Genomic DNA, 22777 nt, shown 5'->3' with positions numbered 1-22777 from the left:
TGTTTAATTTTGCTTTTTGATTTAACTAAAATTATGACAATTCGTGTAGGAATTAATGGATTTGGCCGGATAGGTAGATTAGCACTCCGGGCGGCTTGGGGTTGGCCGGAGTTAGAATTTGTGCATATTAATGAAGTCAAAGGAGGAACAGCAGCAGCAGCACATTTACTGAAATTTGATTCCGTGCATGGAAGATGGACACCGGAAGTAGAAGCATTGGATGGGAAGATAGCCATTGATGATAAGATGGTTAGTTATAGCGATCGCTCTACACCCGGAGAAGTTCCTTGGCAAGAGTTCGGCATTGATTTAGTCCTGGAATGTTCCGGTAAATTTAGAACACCAGAAACCCTTAACCCCTACTTCCAAAGTAACGTCAAAAAAGTAATTGTCGCTGCCCCCGTCAAGCAAGAAGCCTTAAACATTGTCATGGGGGTAAATGATCACCTCTATCAACCAGAAAAACACCATTTACTCACGGCTGCTTCTTGTACCACCAACTGTTTAGCCCCAGTAGTCAAGGTGATTCATGAGGGATTAGGGATTAAACACGGAATTATCACCACAATCCATGATAATACCAACACCCAAACCATAGTCGATGCCCCTCATAAAGATTTGCGGAGGGCTAGGGCTACAAGTATGTCCTTAATTCCCACCAGCACCGGTTCAGCCACAGCTATCGGGTTAATTTATCCCGAACTGAACGGAAAATTAAACGGTTTAGCAGTGCGAGTTCCCCTCCTCAATGCTTCCTTAACAGACTGTGTATTTGAAGTTGTGCGTCCCACCACCATTGAAGAGATTAACAACTTACTAAAAACAGCCTCCGAACAAGAACCACTCAAAGGGATTTTAGGTTACGAAGAACGTCCTTTAGTTTCCATTGACTACAAAGATGATCCTCGTTCCTCCATTATTGATGCCCTTTCCACAATGGTTGTAGACGATACCCAAGTTAAAATCCTCGCTTGGTATGACAACGAATGGGGTTACGCCAACCGCATGGTAGAACTGGCGCGGAAAGTGGCTTTAAAGATGTTTTAAATAAGCCCTGGCGATTATAAATCACGGCTACACGAACAAAGTCCACCTCCGTGGACTAATCTCTCGGCAGTATGCAGTTGAATGAACTAAATCATAGCCCCCTCCTCGCTTGCGGGGAGGGGGTTGGGGGTGGGGTTCATTTCACCCGACTAAAAACCATATAACTATTACCTCTGTGTACTCTGTGCCTCTGTGGTTCGTTAAATAACCTTCCAACCAAAAAAGAGTAAAAAAAATCAACCCCTTCTTGACCAAACCACAAAGAACTATTAATCATGGCTTCTAATGCAGCTTCTACCACCAACATCAAACACTATAGCTTAGTAACCCTCGCCTACTGGGGATTTACAATTACTGATGGTGCTTTGCGAATGTTGGTGTTGCTTTATTTCAACAAAATTGGCTATACACCCCTACAAATTGCCTCATTATTCTTATTTTATGAAATTTTTGGCATCGTCACCAACTTTTTAGGCGGTTGGATTGGTTCTCAATTTGGACTAAAAATCACCCTTTACACAGGTATAGGATTGCAGATTTTCTCCTTAGTGATGCTGTCATATCTAAACCCAGCTTGGGCGCAGTGGTTAGCGGTTATCTATGTGATGGTAGCGCAAGCATTTTCTGGAATTGCTAAAGACCTGACCAAAATGAGTACCAAAAGTGCCATTCGCTTAGTAGTTCCCCAAGATGCCCATTCTGCGTTATTTAAGTGGGTAGCAGTGCTGACTGGTTCTAAAAACGCCTTAAAAGGAGTGGGCTTTTTTGTCGGTAGCGCCCTTTTATCTCTAGTTGGCTTTGTCTATTCCCTGTGGATAATGGGTGCAGTTTTATTCTTGATTATGTTTACGGGACTGCTATTACCCAAAGGCATGGGTAAAATCAAGAAGAAAATCAAATTTAGTCAGTTATTTTCTAAAAGTCAAGAAATTAATATTCTCTCTGCTGCGCGATTCTTTTTATTTGGTTCACGAGATGTTTGGTTTGTAGTGGCTTTACCAGTCTTTTTGCGCGAAACTTTGGGCTGGTCTTTTTATCAAGTGGGGGGATTTTTAGCTTGTTGGGTAATTGGTTATGGGATTATTCAGTCTTTAGCCCCAACACTAATTCAACGTTTGGGTTCTGGCCGTCCACCACAATCAAAGACAATTCAATTTTGGACATTTACCTTAACGGCTGTTCCTTGCATGATAGCGATCGCTCTCCAATTAAATTTACCTGCTAATATGGTAATCATTGGCGGACTTTTAATATTTGGTGTAGTATTTGCCTTTAATTCCGCCGTCCATTCCTATTTAGTCTTAGCCTTTACCGATGATGACAAAGTAGCCCTAAATGTAGGTTTTTATTACATGGCTAACTCCGGCGGTCGCCTTGCAGGTACAGTATTATCAGGTTTAGTTTATCAATGGTTGGGTCTAGTAGGTTGTCTGTGGACATCAGCATTATTTGTATTAGCAGCAGCCCTAGTTTCTCTCAAATTACCCAACCCTAAACCCACTCAAGCAATAGCTTGGAAAGCAGGTGACGGAGATTAATTATCCTGATAATGTTCTTCACGCAAATCAAGGGTTTACAACCCACGAAGGTGGGTTTTGCCTGTGTAGCCGTGACTTCTAGTCGCCAGGGTTAATTTTTCAAACTCTGTCAACTTACACCTGTTGATTTTTTAGAGGTATTTTATGAATATAAATCAGCAGCAAAATACAGCCCCAATCAAAGCTAAAAGCAATCTCAGCTTTTTTGAAAAATACTTAACAGTTTGGGTTTTTCTGTGTATTTTTGTAGGAATTTTATTAGGAAGATTATTTCCTAAAATAGCAGTAACACTCGATTCTATTAGTATTTATCAAGTATCAATTCCCATTGCTGTTTGTCTATTTTTCATGATGTACCCAATCATGGTCAAAATCGACTTTACCCAAGCTGCAAACGCTATCCGCACCCCAAAACCCGTAATTTTGACTTTAGTGATGAACTGGTTAGTTAAACCATTCACAATGGTGATATTTGCTCAATTCTTTTTAGGTTGGCTATTTAAACCTTTAATTACAGGTACAGAATTAATTCGTGGTCAGGAAGTCACAATATTTAATTCCTACATTGCCGGCACAATTTTATTAGGAATAGCACCTTGTACAGCAATGGTATTGATGTGGGGATACCTCTCTTACGGCAACCAAGGACACACTTTAGTCATGGTAGCGGTAAATTCTCTAGCTATGCTATTTTTGTATGCACCTTTAGGAAGATGGCTACTAGCGGCAAATGAGTTAATAGTCCCTTGGCAAACTATTGTTTTATCAGTATTAATTTATGTGGGTTTGCCATTAGCAGCCGGAATGTATAGCCGTTATTGGATTTTTAAATATAAAGGTAGAGAATGGTTTGAAAGAAAATTCCTCAAGTATTTAACCCCGATTTCTATTAGTGCTTTACTAATTACTTTGGTTTTACTTTTCGCTTTTAAGGGTGAATTAATTGTAAATAATCCCTTACACATTTTATTAATTGCTGTACCTTTATTTATCCAAACCAATTTCATTTTTTTAATTAGTTATGTAGCAGCATTAAAGCTAAACATTTCCTATGAAGATGCTGCACCAGCTTCATTAATTGGTGCTAGTAATCATTTTGAAGTTGCTATTGCCACATCTGTAATGTTATTTGGTTTAAATTCTGGTGCTGCATTAGCCACAGTTGTAGGGGTTTTAATCGAAGTTCCAGTTATGTTAATGTTAGTTGAATTTTGTAAACGTACAGCTTCCTGGTTTCCGCGAGAACCAGAAAAAGCAACTTTAGCAGATCCTCGCTGTATCAATACCTTAATTTCCCATGATTAATCATCCACCGAGAATACTATTTTTATATGGTTCTTTGAGAGAACGTTCTTATAGTCGATTGTTAGCAGAAGAAGCTGCTAGAATCATTGAAGGATTTGGTGCAGAAGTGCGGTTTTTCCACCCGGCCGAATTACCCATTTATGGAAGTGTACCAGATACCCATACCAAAGTACAAGAATTACGAGAATTGAGTATTTGGTCTGAAGGTCAAGTCTGGTCTTCACCGGAAATGCACGGTAATATTACAGGTATTCTCAAAAATCAAATTGACTGGATTCCCCTCAGTTTAGGTGCAATTAGACCAACCCAAGGTAGAACTTTAGCAGTCATGCAAGTCAGTGGTGGTTCTCAGTCTTTCAACGCTGTAAATACGATGCGAATTTTGGGACGTTGGATGCGAATGTTTACAATTCCCAATCAGTCTTCAGTAGCCAAAGCCTACAATGAGTTTAACATAGATGGGACAATGAAAGACTCGCCTTATCGCGATCGCGTTATTGATGTGATGGAAGAAATGTATAAATTTACCCTCCTCCTCCGAGATCAAGTTGATTATCTCACAGATCGTTATAGTGAACGTCAAGAAAAAGCAGCAAAAGCAGTCATTCAATTAGCCAACAGTGCATTAGAAAATCAAGATTTACCATCATGAAAAGAGTAATGTTTATTTGCAAACATAATTCCCGTCGTTCCCAAATGGCAGAAGGATTTGCTAAAATTTTAGGAGAGGGTAAAATTGCTGTTAACAGTTGTGGGTTAGCGATTAGTGAAGTAGATCCAATCACTGTACAAGTAATGTCAGAAATCGGCATTGATATAAGTGATCAAACTTCTAAACCTTTAAATGAGTTCCAAGCCGAAGATTATGATATAGTAATTTCTCTATGCGGTTGTGGAGTAAACTTACCTGAAGCATGGGTATTAAGAGAAGTTTTTGCAGATTGGGAACTTGATGATCCCAAAGGTGAATCAATTGAAACTTTTCGAGAAATACGTGATCAAATTAAAGCAAGAGTTATCAAATTGATTAGTACATTGCCAGCATAAAAATATCTTTCTTATTCTCTCTTATCTTCTCTTCGCGTCCTTTGCGTCTATCCCTACGGGACGCTACGCGAATGCGGTTCATTCAATCTATATTTTTCTAATTACTAATCAGGACGTGCAAAGCAGACTTTACTTGTTCAAATTGTCCCATAGCTTGAGATAAAAGTAAATCGGCATCTGTGGTATTTTCAGCACGTCCCAAGGTTTCTAATTGTAAAAAAAGTTGTGATAGACTTGTCGCCCCGAGGATCGCACTGCTAGACTTGAGAGCATGAGCTTCTAATTGGAGTGTTTTGGCATTTCCCTGATTAATGGCATCATCTAGCGATCGCAACCTCTGAGGTGTATCATCTAAATAAGATTCAATTATTTGTACAAATTCTTCTTGAATACCAGAACAAATAATCTCCCTTAATTCTGTTAAAACTCCCTCATCTAGGATATCATTAGATATTGAAACAGGATTTTGATCTTTATTTAGATTATGCTTGTGACAATTCCTTAAAGCAGAAGTTAATTCATCAACCCGAATTGGCTTAGTAGTATAATCATTCATCCCCAGCGCTAGACATTTTTCCCTATCTCCCTGCATAGCATTAGCAGTCATAGCAATAATCCAAGGACGAGAAGACAATGGCCACTCTTCACAAATATGCTGAGTTGCCATTAAACCATCCATTTCTGGCATTTGCACGTCCATTAATACCACATCATAATGCTGTCTTCGCAAGGATGTTAACACTTCTAACCCATTAGCTGCCACATCAGCACGGTATCCCAAACGCTGTAAAATATTAATAGCTACCTTTTGATTCACCACATTATCTTCAGCCACAAGAATTTTCAACGGAATCTTTTCTGCCATGAGGGGATCAAATTTAGATGATGTGAAGTTAGAAAGATTTTCCTTTGGCATGACATCATTACTAAAAATGTTAACTAAAGTATTCCAAAAATGGGACTTTTTAATTGGTTTAGTCAAATAAGCAGCAACTTCTACATTTCCTGTTGTTAAATTTTTATTGTTGTAATCAGCACCAATTGATGTCATCATCACTAATGGTAATTGATGGTAATTCGGCAGCTTATGAATGTCTGCTGCTAAAGTTAAACCATCCATTTCTGGCATTTGCATATCTATGATAGCAAGATCATAGTGTTGTTGTTCAAGTAGTGCGATCGCTTCTTTTCCTGATGCCACACATACAGCTATCATACCAAAAGATTCAACTTGTAACTTCAACGCTTGAAGATTTGTTACATTATCATCAATAATTAACAATCGTTTACTATCAATTAACCCTTGATATTTATTTTTATCTATAAAAAATGTCCTTTCCACAAATGAAGTAATAATAGTAAAGTAAAATTTAGAACCTTGACCAACCGTGCTTTCCACCCACATTTTTCCACCCATTAGTTCAGTTAGTCGTTGACTAATCACCAATCCTAAACCTGTACCACCATAATTACGAGTTGTGGAAGCATCAACTTGACTAAAGGGTTTGAATAGTCTTTCCATTCTATCTTCAGGAATACCGATTCCTGTATCAGTGACAGTAAATATAATTTCGTATAATTGATGATTTATATTATTAATTGTTTTGATATCAACTGAGACAATTACACCTCCCACGTTAGTGAATTTAATAGCATTACCTAATAGATTCACTAAAATTTGTCTAACCCTGGTAACATCCCCCAGCACTATCTCATAACTTTCTGAAGGCATTAAATAATTTAATTCTAGCCCTTTTTTACAAGCTTGTGGGGCTACCAAATCTAAGGATTCTTCAATACACGTTCTAATATTAAAAGTTTGTTTTTCTATTTCCAACTTACCAGATTCAATTTTAGAAAAATCAAGGATATCATTAATTAATGTCAGCATAGCATCACCACTATTGCGGATAATTTCTACAAATTCCTGCTGTTGTGATGTCAATTCTGTATCCAACAATAATCCAGTCATGCCAATTACTGCATTCATTGGTGTACGAATTTCATGACTCATCATTGCTAAAAATTCGCTTTTTGTTTTATTAGCAATTTCTGCATCTTCTTTTGCAGATTCAAGTTGTTCTTCAGCTATTTTTTTCTCTGTAATATCTGTAATTGTTCCTACAAGACGATAGGCTTTATTCTGTTCATTACGAATACACTTTCCCCTGGCAGATATCCAAATATAATTTCCATTGCGATGTTTTATCCGATAGGTATGTTCATAAAAATCAGTTTTCCCTTCTAAATGATCTTTTACAACCTCAATCACTTTTTCTAATTCATCTGGATAAACATGATCTAACCAGGTAGATAAAACATGAGGTAGTGATTCGTCATCATAACCAATAATTCTCATCCACGCAGGTGAATAATAAACTTCATCAGTATTCAGATTCCAATCCCATAGTCCATCATTTGTCCCAGAAATTGCTAATTTATAGCGTTCTTCCCGTTCCCGCAAAATTGTCTCTACATTTTGACGGCCGATAATTTCATCAGCTAGTTCATCATTAATTATTAATAGTTCTTGAGTGCGTATTCTTACACGTTCTTCCAGTTGATCGTTAGCATTTTTAATATCTTGAAACATTTGATGTAATGCTAAAATCATAGATTGAAAATTACGAGTTAGGGAGTCTATCTCGGCTATATTACTATTGTTTAAAATAATCTCCTCTTGGGCTAATATTTTTTGTGGTAAATCAGTAGTAATTTGAGTCAATATCAACACAGGGCGCACCAGTTTATTACTAAGAATAATCGCAGCTATCAAAGCCATGAAAGCAGTGATTAACATGATTCCTAGATTTTTGATGTAAACTTTACGAATATAATCTATTTTCGGTTTAGTTGGTATTTCGATCACTAATTTGAGATTGAAAATATTATTTAAAGGGCTGATTTGTGAATACAAGGATTTTTCCCACCTCCATATAGCAGGCATATTAGGTAAGTTGGGCAACAAATGAGTAACATTATTATTTAAGGTTTGTATTCTTTTATTTTGGTAAGGATTAAATGACTGTAGTATTTTCTGATTTTCTATATTAGTAGCAATAACTCGATTCTTTTCATCTATTATAGTAACATTAAAATTTTGGGTTATATTTTGTTTTTTAATTATTTTATTTAATTCTTCTATTTTAATTTCACCTAAAACAGCCCCATCAAATTTATTATTTTTAATAATTGGCAGACCTAAATTAAAAACTTCATAACTTTTACCTTCTGAGGATGTCAAGAAAATATCAGCAGTTACTAAAGATAATTTTTCTCTCAGCTGATGAAAATCATGCCTTTGACTAAAGTTTATACCTGCTTTAAGATTGGGTGGATATACTGCAACAATTTCCCCCAATCTATTTACTACATATATCTGATTAAATTGAGGAAAAATTGTTTGAATATTTTCTAAGGTTTCTTGAGTTCTACCATCTTTATTTTGCAAGGCTGAATAATTAGCAATTTGGTTTAAAATTCTTATATTATTATCTTTCCATGTTACTAGATCATTTTTAAATTCCAATGATATAAAATTTATGCTTTGGATAATTTCTGTTTCAATATTTTCCACAGCACGTGTAGAATTATTTATGTTAATTGCCATCACTGGAAAAAATACAAAGGCAATCAATAAATTAAATAAAGATTGTTGCCAAGAAATTGTATGTTTATTGTGTTTTCCCAACCATTTATCTACAGGGAAATAATTAACGATTAAACTACAAACTAGCGCATTAAAAAAACCATTAACAGCTTGTTTAACTAAGATTAAACACGTACCAATTACACTAACTTTTAATAGTCCACCATAAAGTATAGCCACCAAGGGCATACCTAATAATACCCAGTAAATTCCGTCTAATAAAAGTAGATTCTGGCTTTTTTTACGTGAATATAAGCCTACAAATAGTGCCTCACAAGTAAAAATTACTATTGCATAAGGATGTCCCCACATTAGGTAAGTACAACTGCTACTGACAATAGCAGCAATTGTTCCCCAAAAACATCCATAAATAGCTACCACTAGCAAAACACTGATACTACCAAATAAAAAATCAACGCCAAAAAAGAGTGTTAGCTTAAAGTAGTTACCAAAAAAGCCAGCAATGATCAGTAATACCAACAGCAAATTTTGTTTGTGTTTGAGTGATACTCCCGATAAATTTAATAAAGTAGCCACAGAATGCATATTATTTTCCTCTTATTGGAAAAATCTTTTAATCACTCCACCTAAGCAGAACCAAAGCGATATCCTTTACCATACACTGTATGGATAAGTGGAGATTCACTACCGACCTCTATTTTACGACGCAATAGACGAATTAATGCAGCAATTACATTACTTCCAGGTTGTTCCTCTTCTGTCCACAGATGTTCTAAAATCTGGACATGAGTTAGTAATTGTTTGGAGTTTTCCATTAAGTATTGTAATAACTGGCTTTCTTTTTGAGATAGTTCAATAATTCTTCCTTGACGATAAGCAACTTGGTTTTCTACATCAAGTTCTAAATCCGCTACAACTAAACGTCCTGTGGTGGTACTATAAGACTCTGCACCAGAACGACGTAACAAAGCCCGGACTCTTGCTAATAATTCTCGCAATTCAAAGGGTTTGATTAAATAATCATCTGCACCAGCGTCTAAACCTTGTACACGGTCATCGAGGGTATCTTTAGCCGTGAGAAACAACACTGGAGTAGTTTTACCTTGATGGCGTAATTCATGACAAATTTCCAACCCAGTCTTTCCTGGTAGCATCCAATCTAAAATTAGTAAATCATAACTCCTAATTTGTGCTAGTTCATTCCCATTTGTTCCGTGATACGCACAATCAACTATATAACCCTCACGAGTTAACACCCGACTCAAGGGTTCAGTTAATTCAACTTCATCATCAACTAATAAAATTCTCATGGTGCTTTTGATGAATAATCTCCGCAATAGGTGGATATCATCAATATAGATAGTAAACTGCCAAAACTTTAAGGACATTAACAAAATAATGCTGACTGTTGCACTACCAAAAGGTGAACTACTGAAAAATAGTATCCTATTGTTACAATCTGTAGGATTAGATTTTAGTGCTTTTTTAGATTCGGGAAACCGTCAACTACAAATTTATGACGTTAGTGGACAAGCAAAAGGGCTGCTAGTAAGAGCGCAGGATGTACCTGTTTATGTAGAATATGGTCAAGCTCAACTGGGAATTGTGGGTTATGATGTATTAAAGGAAAAAAAACCACAGGTCGCGCAATTAGTTGATTTACAATTCGGTTACTGTCGGATGTCTGTAGCGGTCAAAGCTTCTGCACCTTACAAATTACCTCTAGATTTACCCACTCATGGTCGAGTTGCGTCCAAATACGTCAACTGTGCGCGAGAATATTTTCAAACTCTGGATTTACCAATCGAGATAGTACCTTTATATGGTTCGGTGGAATTGGGTCCGATTACGGGAATGTCCGAAGCGATTGTTGATATTGTTTCTACAGGTAAGACTTTGCGTGAAAATGGTTTGACTGAAATTGCCACTTTGTATGAAAGTACGGCCCGATTAATTGCTCATCCTTTAAGTTATCGTCTGAATATGGGTAACATCCACCAGTTGGTTGAGGAGATCAGACAGGGAGTTGCGGTAGGAGTTTAATTTTTCAAATATCCCAGACTACAGGGAATCATTTATTAATTTGGTTCCCGTAGTTTATCTTAAAAAAAAGACAACTATGGTATTTAAATGGAGATTATTCTCAAAAATTATGTCTTAATAGATCATATCAAATTTTGTTAATTACTTAATCATACTTTGGCTTTTGTTCTTAACAGCTTTAGTGCCATTAGCAATTACTAAATTACCCGCAACAGGATGTTAAAGATCGCTAGAAAGAGTGTCTACTACCTTGATGCGACCTTTGATTACAAACCGCAATAGTCTGTTAATTGCTTGTTCTTCTTCTTCTTCTAAGGATTCATCTAAAATAGCCGCCATTAAACCATATCGATCTGCTAAAGTCAAGGTTCGGCTGTTGGCAGAAGCAGCGATAATTTCTGAAATAGCACCAGGGAGAAGTTTAAGGGCAGGCATAGGAGTAAAGTTGAAATCTACTCTTTTAATATGTCAGATAATCTCTGTGAAGAAAGTGATTAATCTAATCTATTTATTGTGAACGTGATCTGTTATTTGTGTGATCCCAATAGCTATAAATTAGTGATTTAGATCATAAGGATAAATTGAATAATATATAGGGTTTGCGGAAAAAGTCCTTTCGTTAGGGCTAGAAGTCAGGAGTCAGCACTTCGGTTCGGCTGCGCTCACCAACCACGGCTACGCTCAGTGACCGGAGTCAGGAGGACAGTTAAAACATTTTTTCATCTCTGGCTGCCCAGAAAAGTGCAAGGTTTTTCAGACACAATATGCTATAAACTTGCACCTACCGTCTTTTTTATGAGCTTCAAGCCTTTGATTTATCAGGCTTTATTGTTTATTGTATGTGTATCAATCAGGTTGTTAACTGGTTTAAAGCAGCAACAATCAGATTCCCATTATAGCCAGTTTTTTATCTGCAACACTAGCGCAAATCAAAAAAGTTTGCTATCGTGGTTTTATGTGCGGGTGACTAGCTCAACGGTAGAGCAGTTGACTCTTAATCAATTGGTTGCGGGTTCGATTCCCTCGTCACCCACTGCCTTCCAGCCTTCCCCCTTTTTATCCCTAAAACCGCTTCATTTGTTTGGTTTCAGAATCAACATATAAAGAGCGATCGCTGAATTGTCAGATCGGACACTTTATTGCTTCCCTATGAACGCGGCTGAGATTAAGGATTTTTGTCGGAGTTATCAATAGTATTTTCAAAGTTAAAGGGAGAGCGATCAGCGGATTAACCTCCCTGTTAAATTAAAGTTTTAATAGGCATTCCCCTACCTATCACCTGTCATCAAAACTTCTTTGGCAGTTAAGTGTAACTCTGGAAAGGTTGGAGAAATTATCAAATCATCACCTCTAAATTGGGTAACTTGATATTCTCCATCAACTAGAGAATAAATTGATAATGTGGGTGATTTGGGATTACCAATAAATCTTCTACCACCCAATCCCAAATAATCTACTATCCAATATTCAGGAATCCCTATTGATTCATAATCGGTGGATTTAATAGCGTAATCGGTTTGCCAATTGGTACTAACTACCTCAACGACAAGGGGAATTGATGCAGCTTGGGTTAGTGTTGACTGTTTTTTCCATAGCGGCTCATTGACTAAATTATCTAAGTTTAATAGCAGAATATCGGGACAGTAGGCGGAACTTGATGTTGATGGTTTAACAAACGGATTTTTAGCAATACCATAGGGTAGGTTAGCCTGAAATACTTGTCTACTTAGATAACGACTGATTACCGCAATAATAAATTCATGGTCTCCTGCGGGCTGATTCATCTCTACAATTACCCCGTTATGCAGTTCATAGCGTACCCCCGTTTCTGGATACCATTCACAAAATTCGTCAAAGGTTACTGGTTTGGGTAAAATTTGCACCATATTTTTACCTTTTGCTCACGATAGTTATTATTTTACTTCTATTCTTTATTCCCTATTCACCGTTTGCGATCGCTCTCAAATTGTCTGATTGTCTGTCTAATTTTGGGACAATTGTTTCACTGCCTGGGAGTTTGACGGCAGATCGAGGGCGATCGGTTGTGCGAATTTATTTTCATGCTGGAGGTGAGATTGAGACAGATTTGGAAATTTCTGTTAAGATATTAGTTAGATAGATGATTTTTATGTATTTAGATTTCGATTATTGTACATAAACTTGAGTCTAAGAATCCCTTATAGGAGCTAAGTTATTATGCCTACATTACAAATTAACAAGAAATATTACAAATGGAATTGGGATGTATCTCTTGGTGGGGATTATGATGAGTGGGGTACAAGTACCTATTTTATGGAACTGGGCTACGATTTATATGCAGTTAGACAAGTAGAAGTTTACCAAAATGGCAACGTGTTGTTTTATGATAGCAATCATGTTTCAGACAATCATGGGATGTTATGTGATAAACGCATAGATGCTGGGGATATCAAGGAGTTTGAAATTTCCAAAGCCGAATTTGATCAAGTTTGGCAAACAAAAACCCCCATTAATCAGTGATAGTATTTGTTGTAACAATCTTATAGGCGATCGCATGGCGCAATAGCCAAAAATGCTATATTTCAAAATCTAAATTCTCAATCATCAATCCATGACAAAAAAAGTAGATATTGGTAGTAAACGCTTAATAAGTCTCGCCCCCGATAATTGGGTACAATGGGTAACACAAAGAAAAGATATTCGTGTCAAAGAGTTTATTTCCTCAGAATTTCAATGGATTAGCCGCGATAACGACGTACTAATTAAAGTTGAAAATCCCCAAGAGGAATTTTTAATACTCAATGAGCTACAATTGCGTTATAAAGAGACAATGCCTCTGAGAATGACTGCTTATATTGCTTTAGCACGGGAACGTTATAAATTACCCATTTATCCTGTACTAATCAATATTTTACCCCACGTCAAAACACCAAAAATTTCCAACTTCTATGAACAAGAATTTATGGGGATGAAGAGTTATCAAGACTATCGGGTAATTAATCTCTGGGAAATTGAAGCGAGTTTAGTATTTCAACAAAACTTAACAAGTTTATTACCCTTTGTCCCAATTCTCAAAGGAGGTGGCGAAGAAGAAATTGTTAGAGAAGCAGTAATTAAACTGCGAGAAAATGAAAAGTTAGGCGATTTAGAACCATTATTATCATTTTTTGCGTCATTTGTCCTAGAAATACCAATAGTTCAACAAATAATGAGGTGGGATATGACAGTATTAAGAGAATCACCCTGGTATAATGAAATCCTCAAACAAGGTTTGCAGGAAGGCTTACAACAAGGTTTACAACAAGGGTTACAACAAGGTGAACAGCGCGGTAAACAAGAAGGAGAAGCTAATTTAATTATTCGTTTATTATCAAAGCGTTGTGGTAATCTAGATCCAGAAATTCCATCACAAATTCGTCAGTTATCAAGTCCTCAGTTAGAAACATTAGGAGAAAGTATATTTGATTTTTCTAGTATGGCTGATTTAGAAACTTGGTTAGAACAAAATACTGATGTAAGCAGTTGGTAGCTATAGCACTCCTAAATGATTTCTAAATAAATCTAAGTATTGTAGGGTGGGCAATGCCTTACAAAACCCGCAGATTCTCTAGCCTGAGTTATAGCAAGAGGACTTGAGTTTCCTTGTGCGTCAGATAGCAAAAGTCTGTTGGTTGATAAATTATCGGGTCTGACGCACCCTACAAGAGATAGCATTGATAATGCTTATTTAATAGATTTTGTCAATGCGTAACTCCTATGATCTTATTTTTTTGGGTTTTCTGCTTTGTAATTTGATTAATTTAAACCAGCCTTGAAAAGGTAAAATTGTAGCTACCCATAGATTGTTATGAGTTTCTTCTGTGGTCAGTCCAGTGGGGGGAAACTCACCTTTTTGAGGATGATAATAAGAGCCAAATATAATGTCCCAAATGGGGAAAAACAAGGCATAATTTTTATCAATATGTTCTGGTTGAAATGAATGATGGATTCTGTGGTATTGTGGACTAACGATGATAGTAGATAAATTCCCTGCTCCTAAACGTAAATTTGCATGAATAAATTGTAGCCAGAGAATTTCTATAAATGTTAAGAAACCAGCTTTTATCGGTTCAATATGAAATAATACATTCATAGGCAGAACTAATAAAAAGAGGATTAATGGTTCTTCTAACCAATGGACTCTTCTAGTACTGGTGACATTTAAGGAAACTTCGCTGTGATGAAATTTATGCTGTTCCCATAAAAAGGAGTTTGTATGCTGGAATCGGTGAATCCAATAATAGAAAAAATCAACTATCAAAAAATAAATGATTATACCAATAGCTGTTTCTATCCAATTGCGGGGCTGGGGAAAAACAAAATATGCTCCACCTAACCGACTGCTAATTAATTCTACTAATGTGGCAATGCCGATCGCATTCATTAAGAATGCTAACAAAGTATAGACAATATACCATTTTAAGTTGAAAATAAGATGACGCAACGGTTGATTTGGTTCGGCTGGACGCAATCTTTCTATGACCATAAAAACCCCATACATCAGAAATCCCTTCAGCACATAATCGACAAATCTGAAGATAGCATCAATCCGTTCCATGATGAGTTAACCTATTTTTTAGTGTTGGAATAATTGTATGATTTTTCTCACGCAGAGGCGCAGAGGCGCAGAGAGTAAGAGTTTGAAATCATTGATTTTTCAATTTTATGTTTCTTATTCTACCACAACTATGGCTGATTTTTTGTAAACATATCTTAATTTATGCTGTGAGGATAGAGGATGAATTGGACTATTTTTTTGGCTGCACTTGGTAGTACCAGTATAGAATTTTTGGAAGTGGTGGCGATCGCTTATGCTATTGGTAGTTCTGGTTATGTTCAAGAGGCTTTATGGGGTTCTCTTGTGGGGTTAATGGTGGTTTTGGCTGGGGCGATCGCTCTTGGCACTGGGTTACAATTTGTACCGTTACAACCATTGCAAATCCTCATTGGGACTCTGTTATTGTGGTTTGGGTGGAAATGGGTGCAGAAGTCGGTACGCAGACTAGCAACGGGAAGACGAGCAGGTTGGATTGATGATCATGTCTTAGAAAAAGAAGGTATTGTTTTAGAACAGGAAATCGTGGGTTTTAGCAAACTCAATTTCTTGATTATGACTAAAAGCGTAGCCTTGGAAGCCTTGGAAATAGTCGTAATTGTGATGACCTTGGGTTTAGCCACAAGTGCATGGTATGAAGCGATCGCTGGTACAGGTTTTGCTTTACTATTATCTTTAGTCATGGTGATTTTATTACATCCATATTTAGTGAAATTACCAGAAGTGTTAATCAAACTTGGTGCAGGAATCATGCTCAGTGCAATGGGGACTTTTTGGTTAGGGGAAGGTGTGGGAGTGGAATTTCCCTTTGATGAATTTGCTATCTTGATCTTAATTGCTTTATATAGTCTCACAGCCGGAATTTCTGTATATTGGCTCAAAAATCAACCTGTGACATGAGAAAATCAAATGATGATTGTCGTTACTGCTCCGTAGTTTCTAAAGCTAACCGAGAAGACCCCATTGGTACAGCAGGTACAGTAGATGAATGGTTGCTAGTGGAAGTTCCCCAACCTTGGAAAACCCATCTTTGGGAAGAAAAACCACAGTTTCAACCACTGTTGGAAGTTGTCGAGAAGTTAGCATCTCAACCTATACGATACACCAAAACTCGACTATTAGCGATCGCACCCGATCAAACCCACACCCACCCAGAACTCGTCCGCGTTTTTCACTACAAACGTCCAGCCAAATTATTTACTCAATACACCAAACAGGAATATTTACTCCCCCTCTCCCAACTTACACCCCTAGCAGAAGCTTTATTATTCAAACAGCAAAAACTGATCAATTTTCAAGCCTACCACCAACCAACACAACACATTCGAGAAATTCTCATTTGTACCCATACTAACTATGATCGAGCCTGTGGCAGATTTGGTTATCCTCTCTACCAACAACTACAAAAACAGTATACTACAAAAAATTTGCGCGTGTGGCAAACCAATCATTTTGGTGGACATCAATTTGCACCCACATTAATTGATTTTCCTAACGGACAAGTTTGGGGACATTTAGAACTTGATGTTTTAGATTGTTTAATTTATCGAGAAGGTGATGTTTCCCAATTACGCCCTTTTTATCGTGGTTGGACGGGGTTGAGTAAATTTGAGCAAATAGCAGAAAGAGAAATTTGGATGCGAACTGGTTGGGAGTGGTTGAACTATCGTAAAACTGGGCGTATTTTGGCACAAGATGAAGGAGGAATCAAGAAAAAGTTCCTAAAAATCATCTTTAAATATCTTCCTTTCCCCAAATTAAAACTTTTAGTTGAACGCTGGAATGAGCAAGCAAACTGGGTGAAATTGGAAATTCACTACACAAGTGATGATGAGAAAAATTGGGGAGCATATTCAGCCATTGTCAAACAAACCGGAACAGTGACAACAAAACTTAAATCCGGCGATAATGTACCCTTAGTGAGTGTTAATCAGTATGGTGTTGAAGAGTTGCGAAACTAGGAAATTGGGGATTGGTAATTCTTCTCCTGACTCCTTGCCCTGAGCGAAGTCGAAGGGCTGACTCCTTAAATTTGCTCCACACTCAAACCCGACGCAATAACCGCTTTTTGACACAAATCTAGAGAAGGATCACCGGCGATTACCTGACGCTGTAAACGATGAGCGATCGCAATCATATCTTCTTGTGGCAACCAGGGAAATACTACCAAATCTCCTGGTACAGAAAACATTGTAATTAACTGCTCTAAAATATTAGCTTGTAAACCAGAAGGTTGGAGAACAATCACTGTTGTTGCTTCCTCAATTAGCCATTCATGATCCCAATCATCCGCAGTTACAGCCACAGCCAAAGCGATGGGAGGGATATTAGTAAAAAACTCCGGTGAAGCCGTATCACCATAAAATATCAAATGCTGTTTACCTAGACGTAACCACCGTTTACTGGGTACAGGAGCAGTTTCTTGTACTTGTTGTGCTGGAGTTACAGTGTTAACATCTGTGGTTTTAGGGATGATAGCGATAATTTCTGATGTTGTAGTTGGAGGTAATTCTGGTTTTTCTGCGACTTTTTCCTGTTGATGCTTAATAGTTTGGACTAATTCTTTATGGGTGATCCGCTTACCTGTTTTAGCTTCCTCTAGATACTGTTCTCGGAGATTTTGAGGTGTTGAAGGTGCAGCTAAAAGATAAAGAGCCGAAGTCGCAATGTCAATTTGTGCAAGATTTGCACGATTTCCAAAGGTTTCGTATACATTAATAAAATTATAAGCCGTGCGACGACTCCAACCAAATTCAGCTTTTAACCAGCTATCAAATTGACCATGTTTCAGTTGAGTCCGTACCTCCGCCAAACTTTGTCCAATTTCCCAAATATCTTGAGCCGTCCGTCGTAACTGTTCTCTAATCTCGCTAGTGCGTTGTTCAACTAGCGATCGCTGTTCTGGAGTCAGAATTTCGTAATCAAAACTAATCACAATATTCTCTGCCGGATTCTTCTGCTTTGAATTAATCATAATTTATCAATTTCTAAATCCATTAAGAAAAAATTTCAGTGATTTAAGATAAGTAACAGAACAAAGGATGACGGTGTTATTTTACTCAATTGTACTTAATAACGCTAATCTTAGTAGATAAACTACTATATGCAATTTTATTTGAAAATGGGTAAATAAACTACTTTTTTTGTCTCACGCAGAGGCGCAGAGGCGCAGAGAGGAATTATGAGCGTGGGAGGGGGAAAGAGGGTTTTTTTAAATTAGTCAGAAGTGATAACAAAAATACTTGACAAAGTATCCCATTTATTGGTTTATTGAGAATAATTCTTAAAAAATTCCAGTAATTAGTAAAAATGCTGATGTGGATTTCGTATCAAATTAGGAGGTATGTTACTGACTACGAAAATAATTTTGCATACATTCAAAACCCCTGTAGAGACGTTCCATGGAACGTCTCTACACCCAAAAATCATACGCTAATATAGCTACGCCATATTTTCACTATCTCCCGCCATCTGAGCTAATTTATGAAAACTCTCTTGCTACCTTCGGTAAATAGTTCCTTGTTAGAAGTTGACCATGTTTTTATCTGTGTTGAGACAGCACCGGAACTAGGATTCTTTGCAAAAAAAGGATTAACTGTCACCAAAACCCCCGTCAAACAACCGGAAAGGGGTACAGCCTCCCATATTATTTTTTTTGAGAACTTTTATCTAGAGTTTATCTGGGTTGAGGATGAACTAGCTGCGGAAATTTATGCAGTTCGTACAGGTATAGACTTTTTAGCCCGCACAGGATGTTATGATGCGAAAAATTCTCCTTTTGGAATTGCTTTACGTCAGCAGTCTCGAAGCAGACAATCTCTAGATGAGTACCAGTTTAGGTATTCCCTACCAGGAGAATCGGAATTATTGCTAAGTTTTTCCAGTGATAATTTAGTAACCCAAAGAGAACCCCTGTGTTTTGTCATTCCTGATGCGATCGCTCTACCCAGACTAAAAAGAAATTTTCCCAACTTACAAGATCAATGGATGTCTCATCCTTTAGGGTTAAAAAAAATGACAGGGATTGAAATTAGTGCTGCTTGCGGAAATAATTTAACCCAACCTTTGGCCTTATTATCACAAGATGGGGTAGTACAAATTGAATCTGGTTCACCATGTATTCAGTTAACCTTTGATAACCGTGTTCAAAGAGGAATAATAGATGCTCGAAAAATAGATATTCCCCTAGTGTTAAAGTTTTAAACTTGAAAATCTCATGTATTGGCGAAAATTTTGGCAAATTGTACAACCATACTGGTTATCGAGTTGGCGCAAAAGTGCGCTTACTCAGTTAATCATTTTAGTGATTTTATCCTTGGGAAGTAGTTATTTCATCATTTTTGAAATTCTGCAACGTGGTGAACTTACTTCTTCCTTAGCAGCGCGGAACGTCAATCGTTTTTACCAGACATTTTGGTTTTTTAGTGGAGTTGTGATCATTAATGTTTTATTCATCTCCCTAAAAAACTATATTCAAGGCAAAATCAGCCTAGATTGGCGTAAATGGATGACATCTGAATACCTCCAACAATATTTTTCCCAACAATCTTTTTATCAATTACAAGTTACCTCCCAGATAGATAATCCAGATCAGCGTTTAGCAGAAGATATTAAAAATGTCACCCAAAGATTAGTATCATTATTTGTGATTTTTCTAGATTCCCTAGTTCAGTTAATTGGTTTTATTGGCGTATTGTGGCTGATTTCTCCCATCTTAATGTTCTCTTTGGTAACTTACGCTGTAGTGGGTTCATTGGTGACTACCTTAGTATTTGGGAAAGTGTTAATCGGAATTAATTTTGAGCAACTAAAGCGAGAAGCCGACTTTCGCTATGGTTTAGTTAGAGTCCGGGAAAATGCCGAAGCAATAGCTTTTTACAACGGACAAAACCAGGAATCACAACAACTCAAACAGAAATTTCAAGAAGTATTTACCAATATTAAAAGATTAATTCGTTGGCAATTTCAGCTAAATGTCTTTCAAAATGTTTATCAATTTCTCACCTTTATTTTACCCTTTCTAATTTTAGCACCACGCATATTTTCCCGCGAACTAGAAATTGGGGCTATTACCCAATCGCAAGCAGCCTTTGAAAGGGTCGGATTAGCACTAGGATTAATTATTACCCAATTTAATCAAATCAGTGCCTTATCCGCAGGACTTGAAAGACTCTCAGAACTCATTAATGTTATAGAAACAAAGCGAGAAGGGAAAATTGAACTTGTAGAAGCTACACATTTAACTATTAAAAAATTAACATTAGAAATTCCTGAGCAAGGCAACTTAATTGAAGATTTATCTTTAAGTATACAACCTGGTGAATCATTAATTATTGTTGGGGCTAGTGGTGTCGGTAAAACATCCTTATTACGTGCCATAGCTGGGCTGTGGGTACATGGTAAAGGGATAATTGAGCGACCTGAAAATAATAATTTTTTGTTTTTTCCTCAACATCCTTATATGACATTAGGAAGTTTGCGACAGCAATTAATTTACCCACAGACAGCAACTAATATTTCTAATCAAATATTACTAAAAATTCTTGAAGAAGTAGAATTACCCGATTTAGCCGAACGCTATGGGGGCTTAGAAGCTGTAATTGATTGGTCGCGAGTGTTATCGTTAGGAGAACAACAGAGACTGGCCTTTGCGCGATCGCTAATTATTCAACCAAAATACGCCATCCTTGATGAAGCTACCAGTGCGCTAGATGCAGAAACAGAAGCCAGTTTATATCAAAAACTCCAGAGAACATCAGTCACTTATATTAGTGTCGGACACCGTAGCGAATTATTAAATTATCATCAATTTGTTTTAGAACTAACACAAAAACAAAAGTGGCAATTTTCAACAACAGTAGATTATGTAAAATTTAGCAATGTCTAATCAATTTAATTATCGTTTACTCAGCCAGTTTTGGCGAATTGGACAACTTTATTGGCTTTCACCACGAAAATGTCCAGCCATCTTACTTCTTTTTTTCCTACTATGTCTCTCACTGTTTGGGACTTTAGTAACAGTGGGATTAAGTATATTTTTAAGTGAATTAGAATCCTCCTTAGCAGCAGTAGATAGCAACCGATTTTTGCAAGCAGTTGTGATCTTTATTGGGATATTATTAATTGGTGTGCCGATTCTCGCGCTCAAAGTATATTTACAATCCCAATTAAGTTTATCTTGGCGACAGTGGTTAACAGAATATTTTCTGAATAAATATTTAGATCAACGAAATTTTTATGCCCTAACCACCACCACAGATATTGATAACCCAGATCAGCGCATTGCCGAAGATATTCAAAATTTTACCCAACAATCGCTTTATTTTGCCCTAGTATTATGTGACTCAATTTTGCTTCTGATTGGCTTCTCTGGAGTCCTGTGGCGCATTGCACCTGCATTAATGATCTTTTTAATCATTTACGCCGTTATTGGCACAGTATTCACAACCATAGTTTTTGGTAGAACCTTAGTAGGGATTAACTTTGAACAACTCAAACGGGAAGCTGATTTTCGTTATGGTTTGATTCGGGTGCGAGATCATGCAGAAGCGATCGCATTTTATCAAGGACAAGCAGCAGAATCTCAAGAAATCTGGCAACGTTTTTTGCGGGTTTTCAGTAACTTTACCCACCTAATTCGTTGGCAATTAGGCTTAGACTTATTTCAAAACAGTTATCAATATATCACATTTTTACTACCAACATTTATATTAGCTCCCCAAATTTTAGCGGGTGAGTTAGAAATAGGCGTATCAGCACAAGCAGGAGTAGCTTTTCGCAGCATCTTAATTGCTTTAGGTTTAATTGTCAGTCAATTTGAGCAACTAAGTAACTTAGCCGCAGCCGTAACGCGGTTAGATGAATTGCAAAACAGCATTGAGAAAATACAAAACCCCAGTCAAACTGAACTGAACAGAGTCGAAGATTCCTGCATCAGTTTTCAGAACGTCACCCTACACACCCCCAACTATCAGAAGATCCTCATTCAAGACTTATCCTTTACCGTTCCCCTTGGAGAGTCCCTATTAATAACAGGTAAAAGTGGAGTAGGTAAAACCTCCCTATTGCGTGCCTTAGCAGGACTGTGGCAATCTGGAACAGGAACAATTACTTATCCAAAATCTCACATCCTCTTTTTACCCCAACGTCCCTACATGATTCTCGGTAGCTTGAGAGAACAACTAATATATCCCCAACCTAACACCACTATATCAGAAAATGAACTTTTGCAAATTTTACAACAAGTCAACTTAACAGACTTAGTAGAACGCTTTAACGGCTTAGATAGCATCACCGAATGGGGAAGAGTCTTATCAATTGGGGAACAACAAAGACTAGCCTTTGCCCGCTTACTGTTGCAGTCTCCCCAATACGCCATTCTCGACGAAGCCACCAGCGCCTTAGACGAAACCAATCAAACCCTACTCTATCAACAACTCCAGAAAACAGACATCACCTATATTAGCGTTGGACATCGCTCCTCACTGCGTTCCTTCCACCACTGGATATTAGAACTCAGAAACACCAATGCTTGCATACAACCAATTAAAACTGCGCCACACTGACCACTCAAACCCTCATTCCTCTGTGTTCTCTGTGCCTCTGTGGTTCGTT

20 protein-coding genes and 1 tRNA gene are annotated in these 22777 nt (G+C 37.3%); 15 read left to right on the top strand and 6 right to left on the bottom strand.

Annotated elements, in window-relative coordinates:
• Positions 1-33: 33 nt before the first annotated feature.
• The 5 genes from VB711_RS06910 (at position 34) to arsC (ending at position 4937) form a co-directional block, all read left to right on the top strand.
• Positions 34-1047, top strand: a complete 1014-nt coding sequence (locus tag VB711_RS06910; RefSeq protein ID WP_323285080.1) for an ArsJ-associated glyceraldehyde-3-phosphate dehydrogenase — start codon at positions 34-36, stop codon at positions 1045-1047.
• Positions 1048-1322: 275 nt separating this feature from the next.
• Complete coding sequence (gene arsJ, locus VB711_RS06905; RefSeq protein ID WP_323285079.1) at positions 1323-2585, top strand: organoarsenical effux MFS transporter ArsJ; 1263 nt, start codon at positions 1323-1325, stop codon at positions 2583-2585.
• A 144-nt stretch (positions 2586-2729) separates the two neighbouring features.
• Entirely contained in the window at positions 2730-3890 is a 1161-nt protein-coding gene (arsB, locus tag VB711_RS06900; RefSeq protein WP_323285078.1) for an ACR3 family arsenite efflux transporter, read from the top strand.
• Positions 3883-4542 (top strand): arsenical resistance protein ArsH, encoded by a 660-nt coding sequence (gene arsH, locus VB711_RS06895; protein ID WP_323285077.1) that lies wholly within the window; start codon positions 3883-3885, stop codon positions 4540-4542. The genes arsB and arsH overlap by 8 nt, the downstream gene beginning before the upstream one ends.
• Complete coding sequence (arsC, locus tag VB711_RS06890; RefSeq protein WP_323285075.1) at positions 4539-4937, top strand: arsenate reductase, glutathione/glutaredoxin type; 399 nt, start codon at positions 4539-4541, stop codon at positions 4935-4937. Before arsH ends, arsC begins: the two co-directional genes overlap by 4 nt.
• 97 nt (positions 4938-5034) lie before the next feature.
• Here arsC and VB711_RS06885 read toward each other — a convergent pair whose 3' ends face one another.
• Positions 5035-9123 (bottom strand): response regulator, encoded by a 4089-nt coding sequence (locus tag VB711_RS06885; protein ID WP_323285074.1) that lies wholly within the window; start codon positions 9121-9123, stop codon positions 5035-5037.
• Between the two features lie 50 nt (positions 9124-9173).
• A complete protein-coding gene (gene rppA / locus VB711_RS06880; RefSeq protein ID WP_323285136.1) occupies positions 9174-9857 on the bottom strand; it encodes a two-component system response regulator RppA in 684 nt (227 codons plus the stop codon).
• A gap of 88 nt (positions 9858-9945) precedes the next feature.
• Between rppA and hisG the strand changes: the two genes are divergently transcribed.
• Positions 9946-10590: an ATP phosphoribosyltransferase gene (gene hisG / locus VB711_RS06875; protein ID WP_323285073.1), complete on the top strand. Its 645-nt coding sequence runs from the start codon at positions 9946-9948 to the stop codon at positions 10588-10590.
• Positions 10591-10809: 219 nt separating this feature from the next.
• Here the strand turns inward: hisG and VB711_RS06870 are convergent, their stop codons facing one another.
• Positions 10810-11025 carry a hypothetical protein gene (locus VB711_RS06870; protein ID WP_323285071.1) on the bottom strand — a complete coding sequence of 72 codons (216 nt, stop codon included), beginning with the start codon at positions 11023-11025 and terminating at the stop codon, positions 10810-10812.
• 526 nt (positions 11026-11551) lie between these two features.
• Here VB711_RS06870 and VB711_RS06865 point away from each other — a divergent pair.
• Positions 11552-11623: transfer RNA gene (locus VB711_RS06865), tRNA-Lys, on the top strand.
• A gap of 235 nt (positions 11624-11858) precedes the next feature.
• Here VB711_RS06865 and VB711_RS06860 read toward each other — a convergent pair.
• On the bottom strand, positions 11859-12476 hold the full coding sequence (locus VB711_RS06860; protein ID WP_323285070.1) for a Uma2 family endonuclease: 618 nt from the start codon (positions 12474-12476) through the stop codon (positions 11859-11861).
• An 11-nt stretch (positions 12477-12487) separates the two neighbouring features.
• Between VB711_RS06860 and VB711_RS06855 the strand changes: the two genes are divergently transcribed.
• The 3 genes from VB711_RS06855 to VB711_RS06845 all read left to right on the top strand — a co-directional run bounded on the left by VB711_RS06855 (position 12488) and on the right by VB711_RS06845 (position 14098).
• Positions 12488-12709: a hypothetical protein gene (locus VB711_RS06855; protein ID WP_323285069.1), complete on the top strand. Its 222-nt coding sequence runs from the start codon at positions 12488-12490 to the stop codon at positions 12707-12709.
• Positions 12710-12786: 77 nt separating this feature from the next.
• Complete coding sequence (locus tag VB711_RS06850) at positions 12787-13089, top strand: hypothetical protein (RefSeq protein ID WP_323285068.1); 303 nt, start codon at positions 12787-12789, stop codon at positions 13087-13089.
• Between the two features lie 91 nt (positions 13090-13180).
• On the top strand, positions 13181-14098 hold the full coding sequence (locus VB711_RS06845) for a DUF4351 domain-containing protein (RefSeq protein ID WP_323285067.1): 918 nt from the start codon (positions 13181-13183) through the stop codon (positions 14096-14098).
• A 225-nt stretch (positions 14099-14323) separates the two neighbouring features.
• Here the strand turns inward: VB711_RS06845 and VB711_RS06840 are convergent, their stop codons facing one another.
• Complete coding sequence (locus tag VB711_RS06840) at positions 14324-15166, bottom strand: sterol desaturase family protein (RefSeq protein ID WP_323285066.1); 843 nt, start codon at positions 15164-15166, stop codon at positions 14324-14326.
• A gap of 180 nt (positions 15167-15346) precedes the next feature.
• On the opposite strand from VB711_RS06840, the gene VB711_RS06835 reads away from it, so the two are divergent.
• The gene (locus VB711_RS06835) at positions 15347-16063 is read left to right on the top strand and encodes a COG4280 domain-containing protein (RefSeq protein ID WP_323285065.1); all 717 of its coding nucleotides are present in this window, start codon (positions 15347-15349) and stop codon (positions 16061-16063) included.
• Entirely contained in the window at positions 16060-17124 is a 1065-nt protein-coding gene (locus tag VB711_RS06830) for a sucrase ferredoxin (RefSeq protein ID WP_323285064.1), read from the top strand. The genes VB711_RS06835 and VB711_RS06830 overlap by 4 nt, the downstream gene beginning before the upstream one ends.
• A 65-nt stretch (positions 17125-17189) precedes the next feature.
• Here VB711_RS06830 and VB711_RS06825 read toward each other — a convergent pair whose 3' ends face one another.
• A complete protein-coding gene (locus VB711_RS06825) occupies positions 17190-18137 on the bottom strand; it encodes a DUF3102 domain-containing protein (RefSeq protein WP_323285063.1) in 948 nt (315 codons plus the stop codon).
• Positions 18138-18646: 509 nt separating this feature from the next.
• On the opposite strand from VB711_RS06825, the gene VB711_RS06820 reads away from it, so the two are divergent.
• From VB711_RS06820 to VB711_RS06810, 3 genes are read left to right on the top strand one after another with little or no spacing between them, the layout of a single operon-like run.
• Positions 18647-19366: a VOC family protein gene (locus VB711_RS06820; RefSeq protein ID WP_323285062.1), complete on the top strand. Its 720-nt coding sequence runs from the start codon at positions 18647-18649 to the stop codon at positions 19364-19366.
• Positions 19367-19379: 13 nt separating this feature from the next.
• Positions 19380-21050, top strand: a complete 1671-nt coding sequence (locus VB711_RS06815) for an ABC transporter ATP-binding protein/permease (protein WP_323285061.1) — start codon at positions 19380-19382, stop codon at positions 21048-21050.
• Positions 21043-22728 (top strand): ABC transporter ATP-binding protein/permease, encoded by a 1686-nt coding sequence (locus VB711_RS06810; protein ID WP_323285060.1) that lies wholly within the window; start codon positions 21043-21045, stop codon positions 22726-22728. Before VB711_RS06815 ends, VB711_RS06810 begins: the two co-directional genes overlap by 8 nt.
• Positions 22729-22777: the final 49 nt, after the last annotated feature.

The organism is Cronbergia sp. UHCC 0137, assembly GCF_034932285.1.
Lineage (GTDB): Bacteria > Cyanobacteriota > Cyanobacteriia > Cyanobacteriales > Nostocaceae > Cronbergia.
The sequence above is the reverse complement of the archived record's forward strand: the minus strand, read 5'-3'. Positions and strand labels throughout refer to the sequence as shown.

Bases quoted from the DNA above. Each gene is read 5' to 3' on its own strand.
- VB711_RS06910 (WP_323285080.1), top strand. From the start codon at position 34: ATGACAATTCGTGTAGGAATTAATGGATTTGGCCGGATAGGTAGATTA.
- arsJ (WP_323285079.1), top strand. From the start codon at position 1,323: ATGGCTTCTAATGCAGCTTCTACCACCAACATCAAACACTATAGCTTA.
- arsB (WP_323285078.1), top strand. From the start codon at position 2,730: ATGAATATAAATCAGCAGCAAAATACAGCCCCAATCAAAGCTAAAAGC.
- arsH (WP_323285077.1), top strand. From the start codon at position 3,883: ATGATTAATCATCCACCGAGAATACTATTTTTATATGGTTCTTTGAGA.
- arsC (WP_323285075.1), top strand. From the start codon at position 4,539: ATGAAAAGAGTAATGTTTATTTGCAAACATAATTCCCGTCGTTCCCAA.
- rppA (WP_323285136.1), bottom strand. From the start codon at position 9,857: ATGAGAATTTTATTAGTTGATGATGAAGTTGAATTAACTGAACCCTTG.
- hisG (WP_323285073.1), top strand. From the start codon at position 9,946: ATGCTGACTGTTGCACTACCAAAAGGTGAACTACTGAAAAATAGTATC.
- VB711_RS06870 (WP_323285071.1), bottom strand. From the start codon at position 11,025: ATGCCTGCCCTTAAACTTCTCCCTGGTGCTATTTCAGAAATTATCGCT.
- VB711_RS06860 (WP_323285070.1), bottom strand. From the start codon at position 12,476: ATGGTGCAAATTTTACCCAAACCAGTAACCTTTGACGAATTTTGTGAA.
- VB711_RS06850 (WP_323285068.1), top strand. From the start codon at position 12,787: ATGCCTACATTACAAATTAACAAGAAATATTACAAATGGAATTGGGAT.
- VB711_RS06845 (WP_323285067.1), top strand. From the start codon at position 13,181: ATGACAAAAAAAGTAGATATTGGTAGTAAACGCTTAATAAGTCTCGCC.
- VB711_RS06840 (WP_323285066.1), bottom strand. From the start codon at position 15,166: ATGGAACGGATTGATGCTATCTTCAGATTTGTCGATTATGTGCTGAAG.
- VB711_RS06835 (WP_323285065.1), top strand. From the start codon at position 15,347: ATGAATTGGACTATTTTTTTGGCTGCACTTGGTAGTACCAGTATAGAA.
- VB711_RS06830 (WP_323285064.1), top strand. From the start codon at position 16,060: ATGAGAAAATCAAATGATGATTGTCGTTACTGCTCCGTAGTTTCTAAA.
- VB711_RS06825 (WP_323285063.1), bottom strand. From the start codon at position 18,137: ATGATTAATTCAAAGCAGAAGAATCCGGCAGAGAATATTGTGATTAGT.
- VB711_RS06820 (WP_323285062.1), top strand. From the start codon at position 18,647: ATGAAAACTCTCTTGCTACCTTCGGTAAATAGTTCCTTGTTAGAAGTT.
- VB711_RS06815 (WP_323285061.1), top strand. From the start codon at position 19,380: ATGTATTGGCGAAAATTTTGGCAAATTGTACAACCATACTGGTTATCG.
- VB711_RS06810 (WP_323285060.1), top strand. From the start codon at position 21,043: ATGTCTAATCAATTTAATTATCGTTTACTCAGCCAGTTTTGGCGAATT.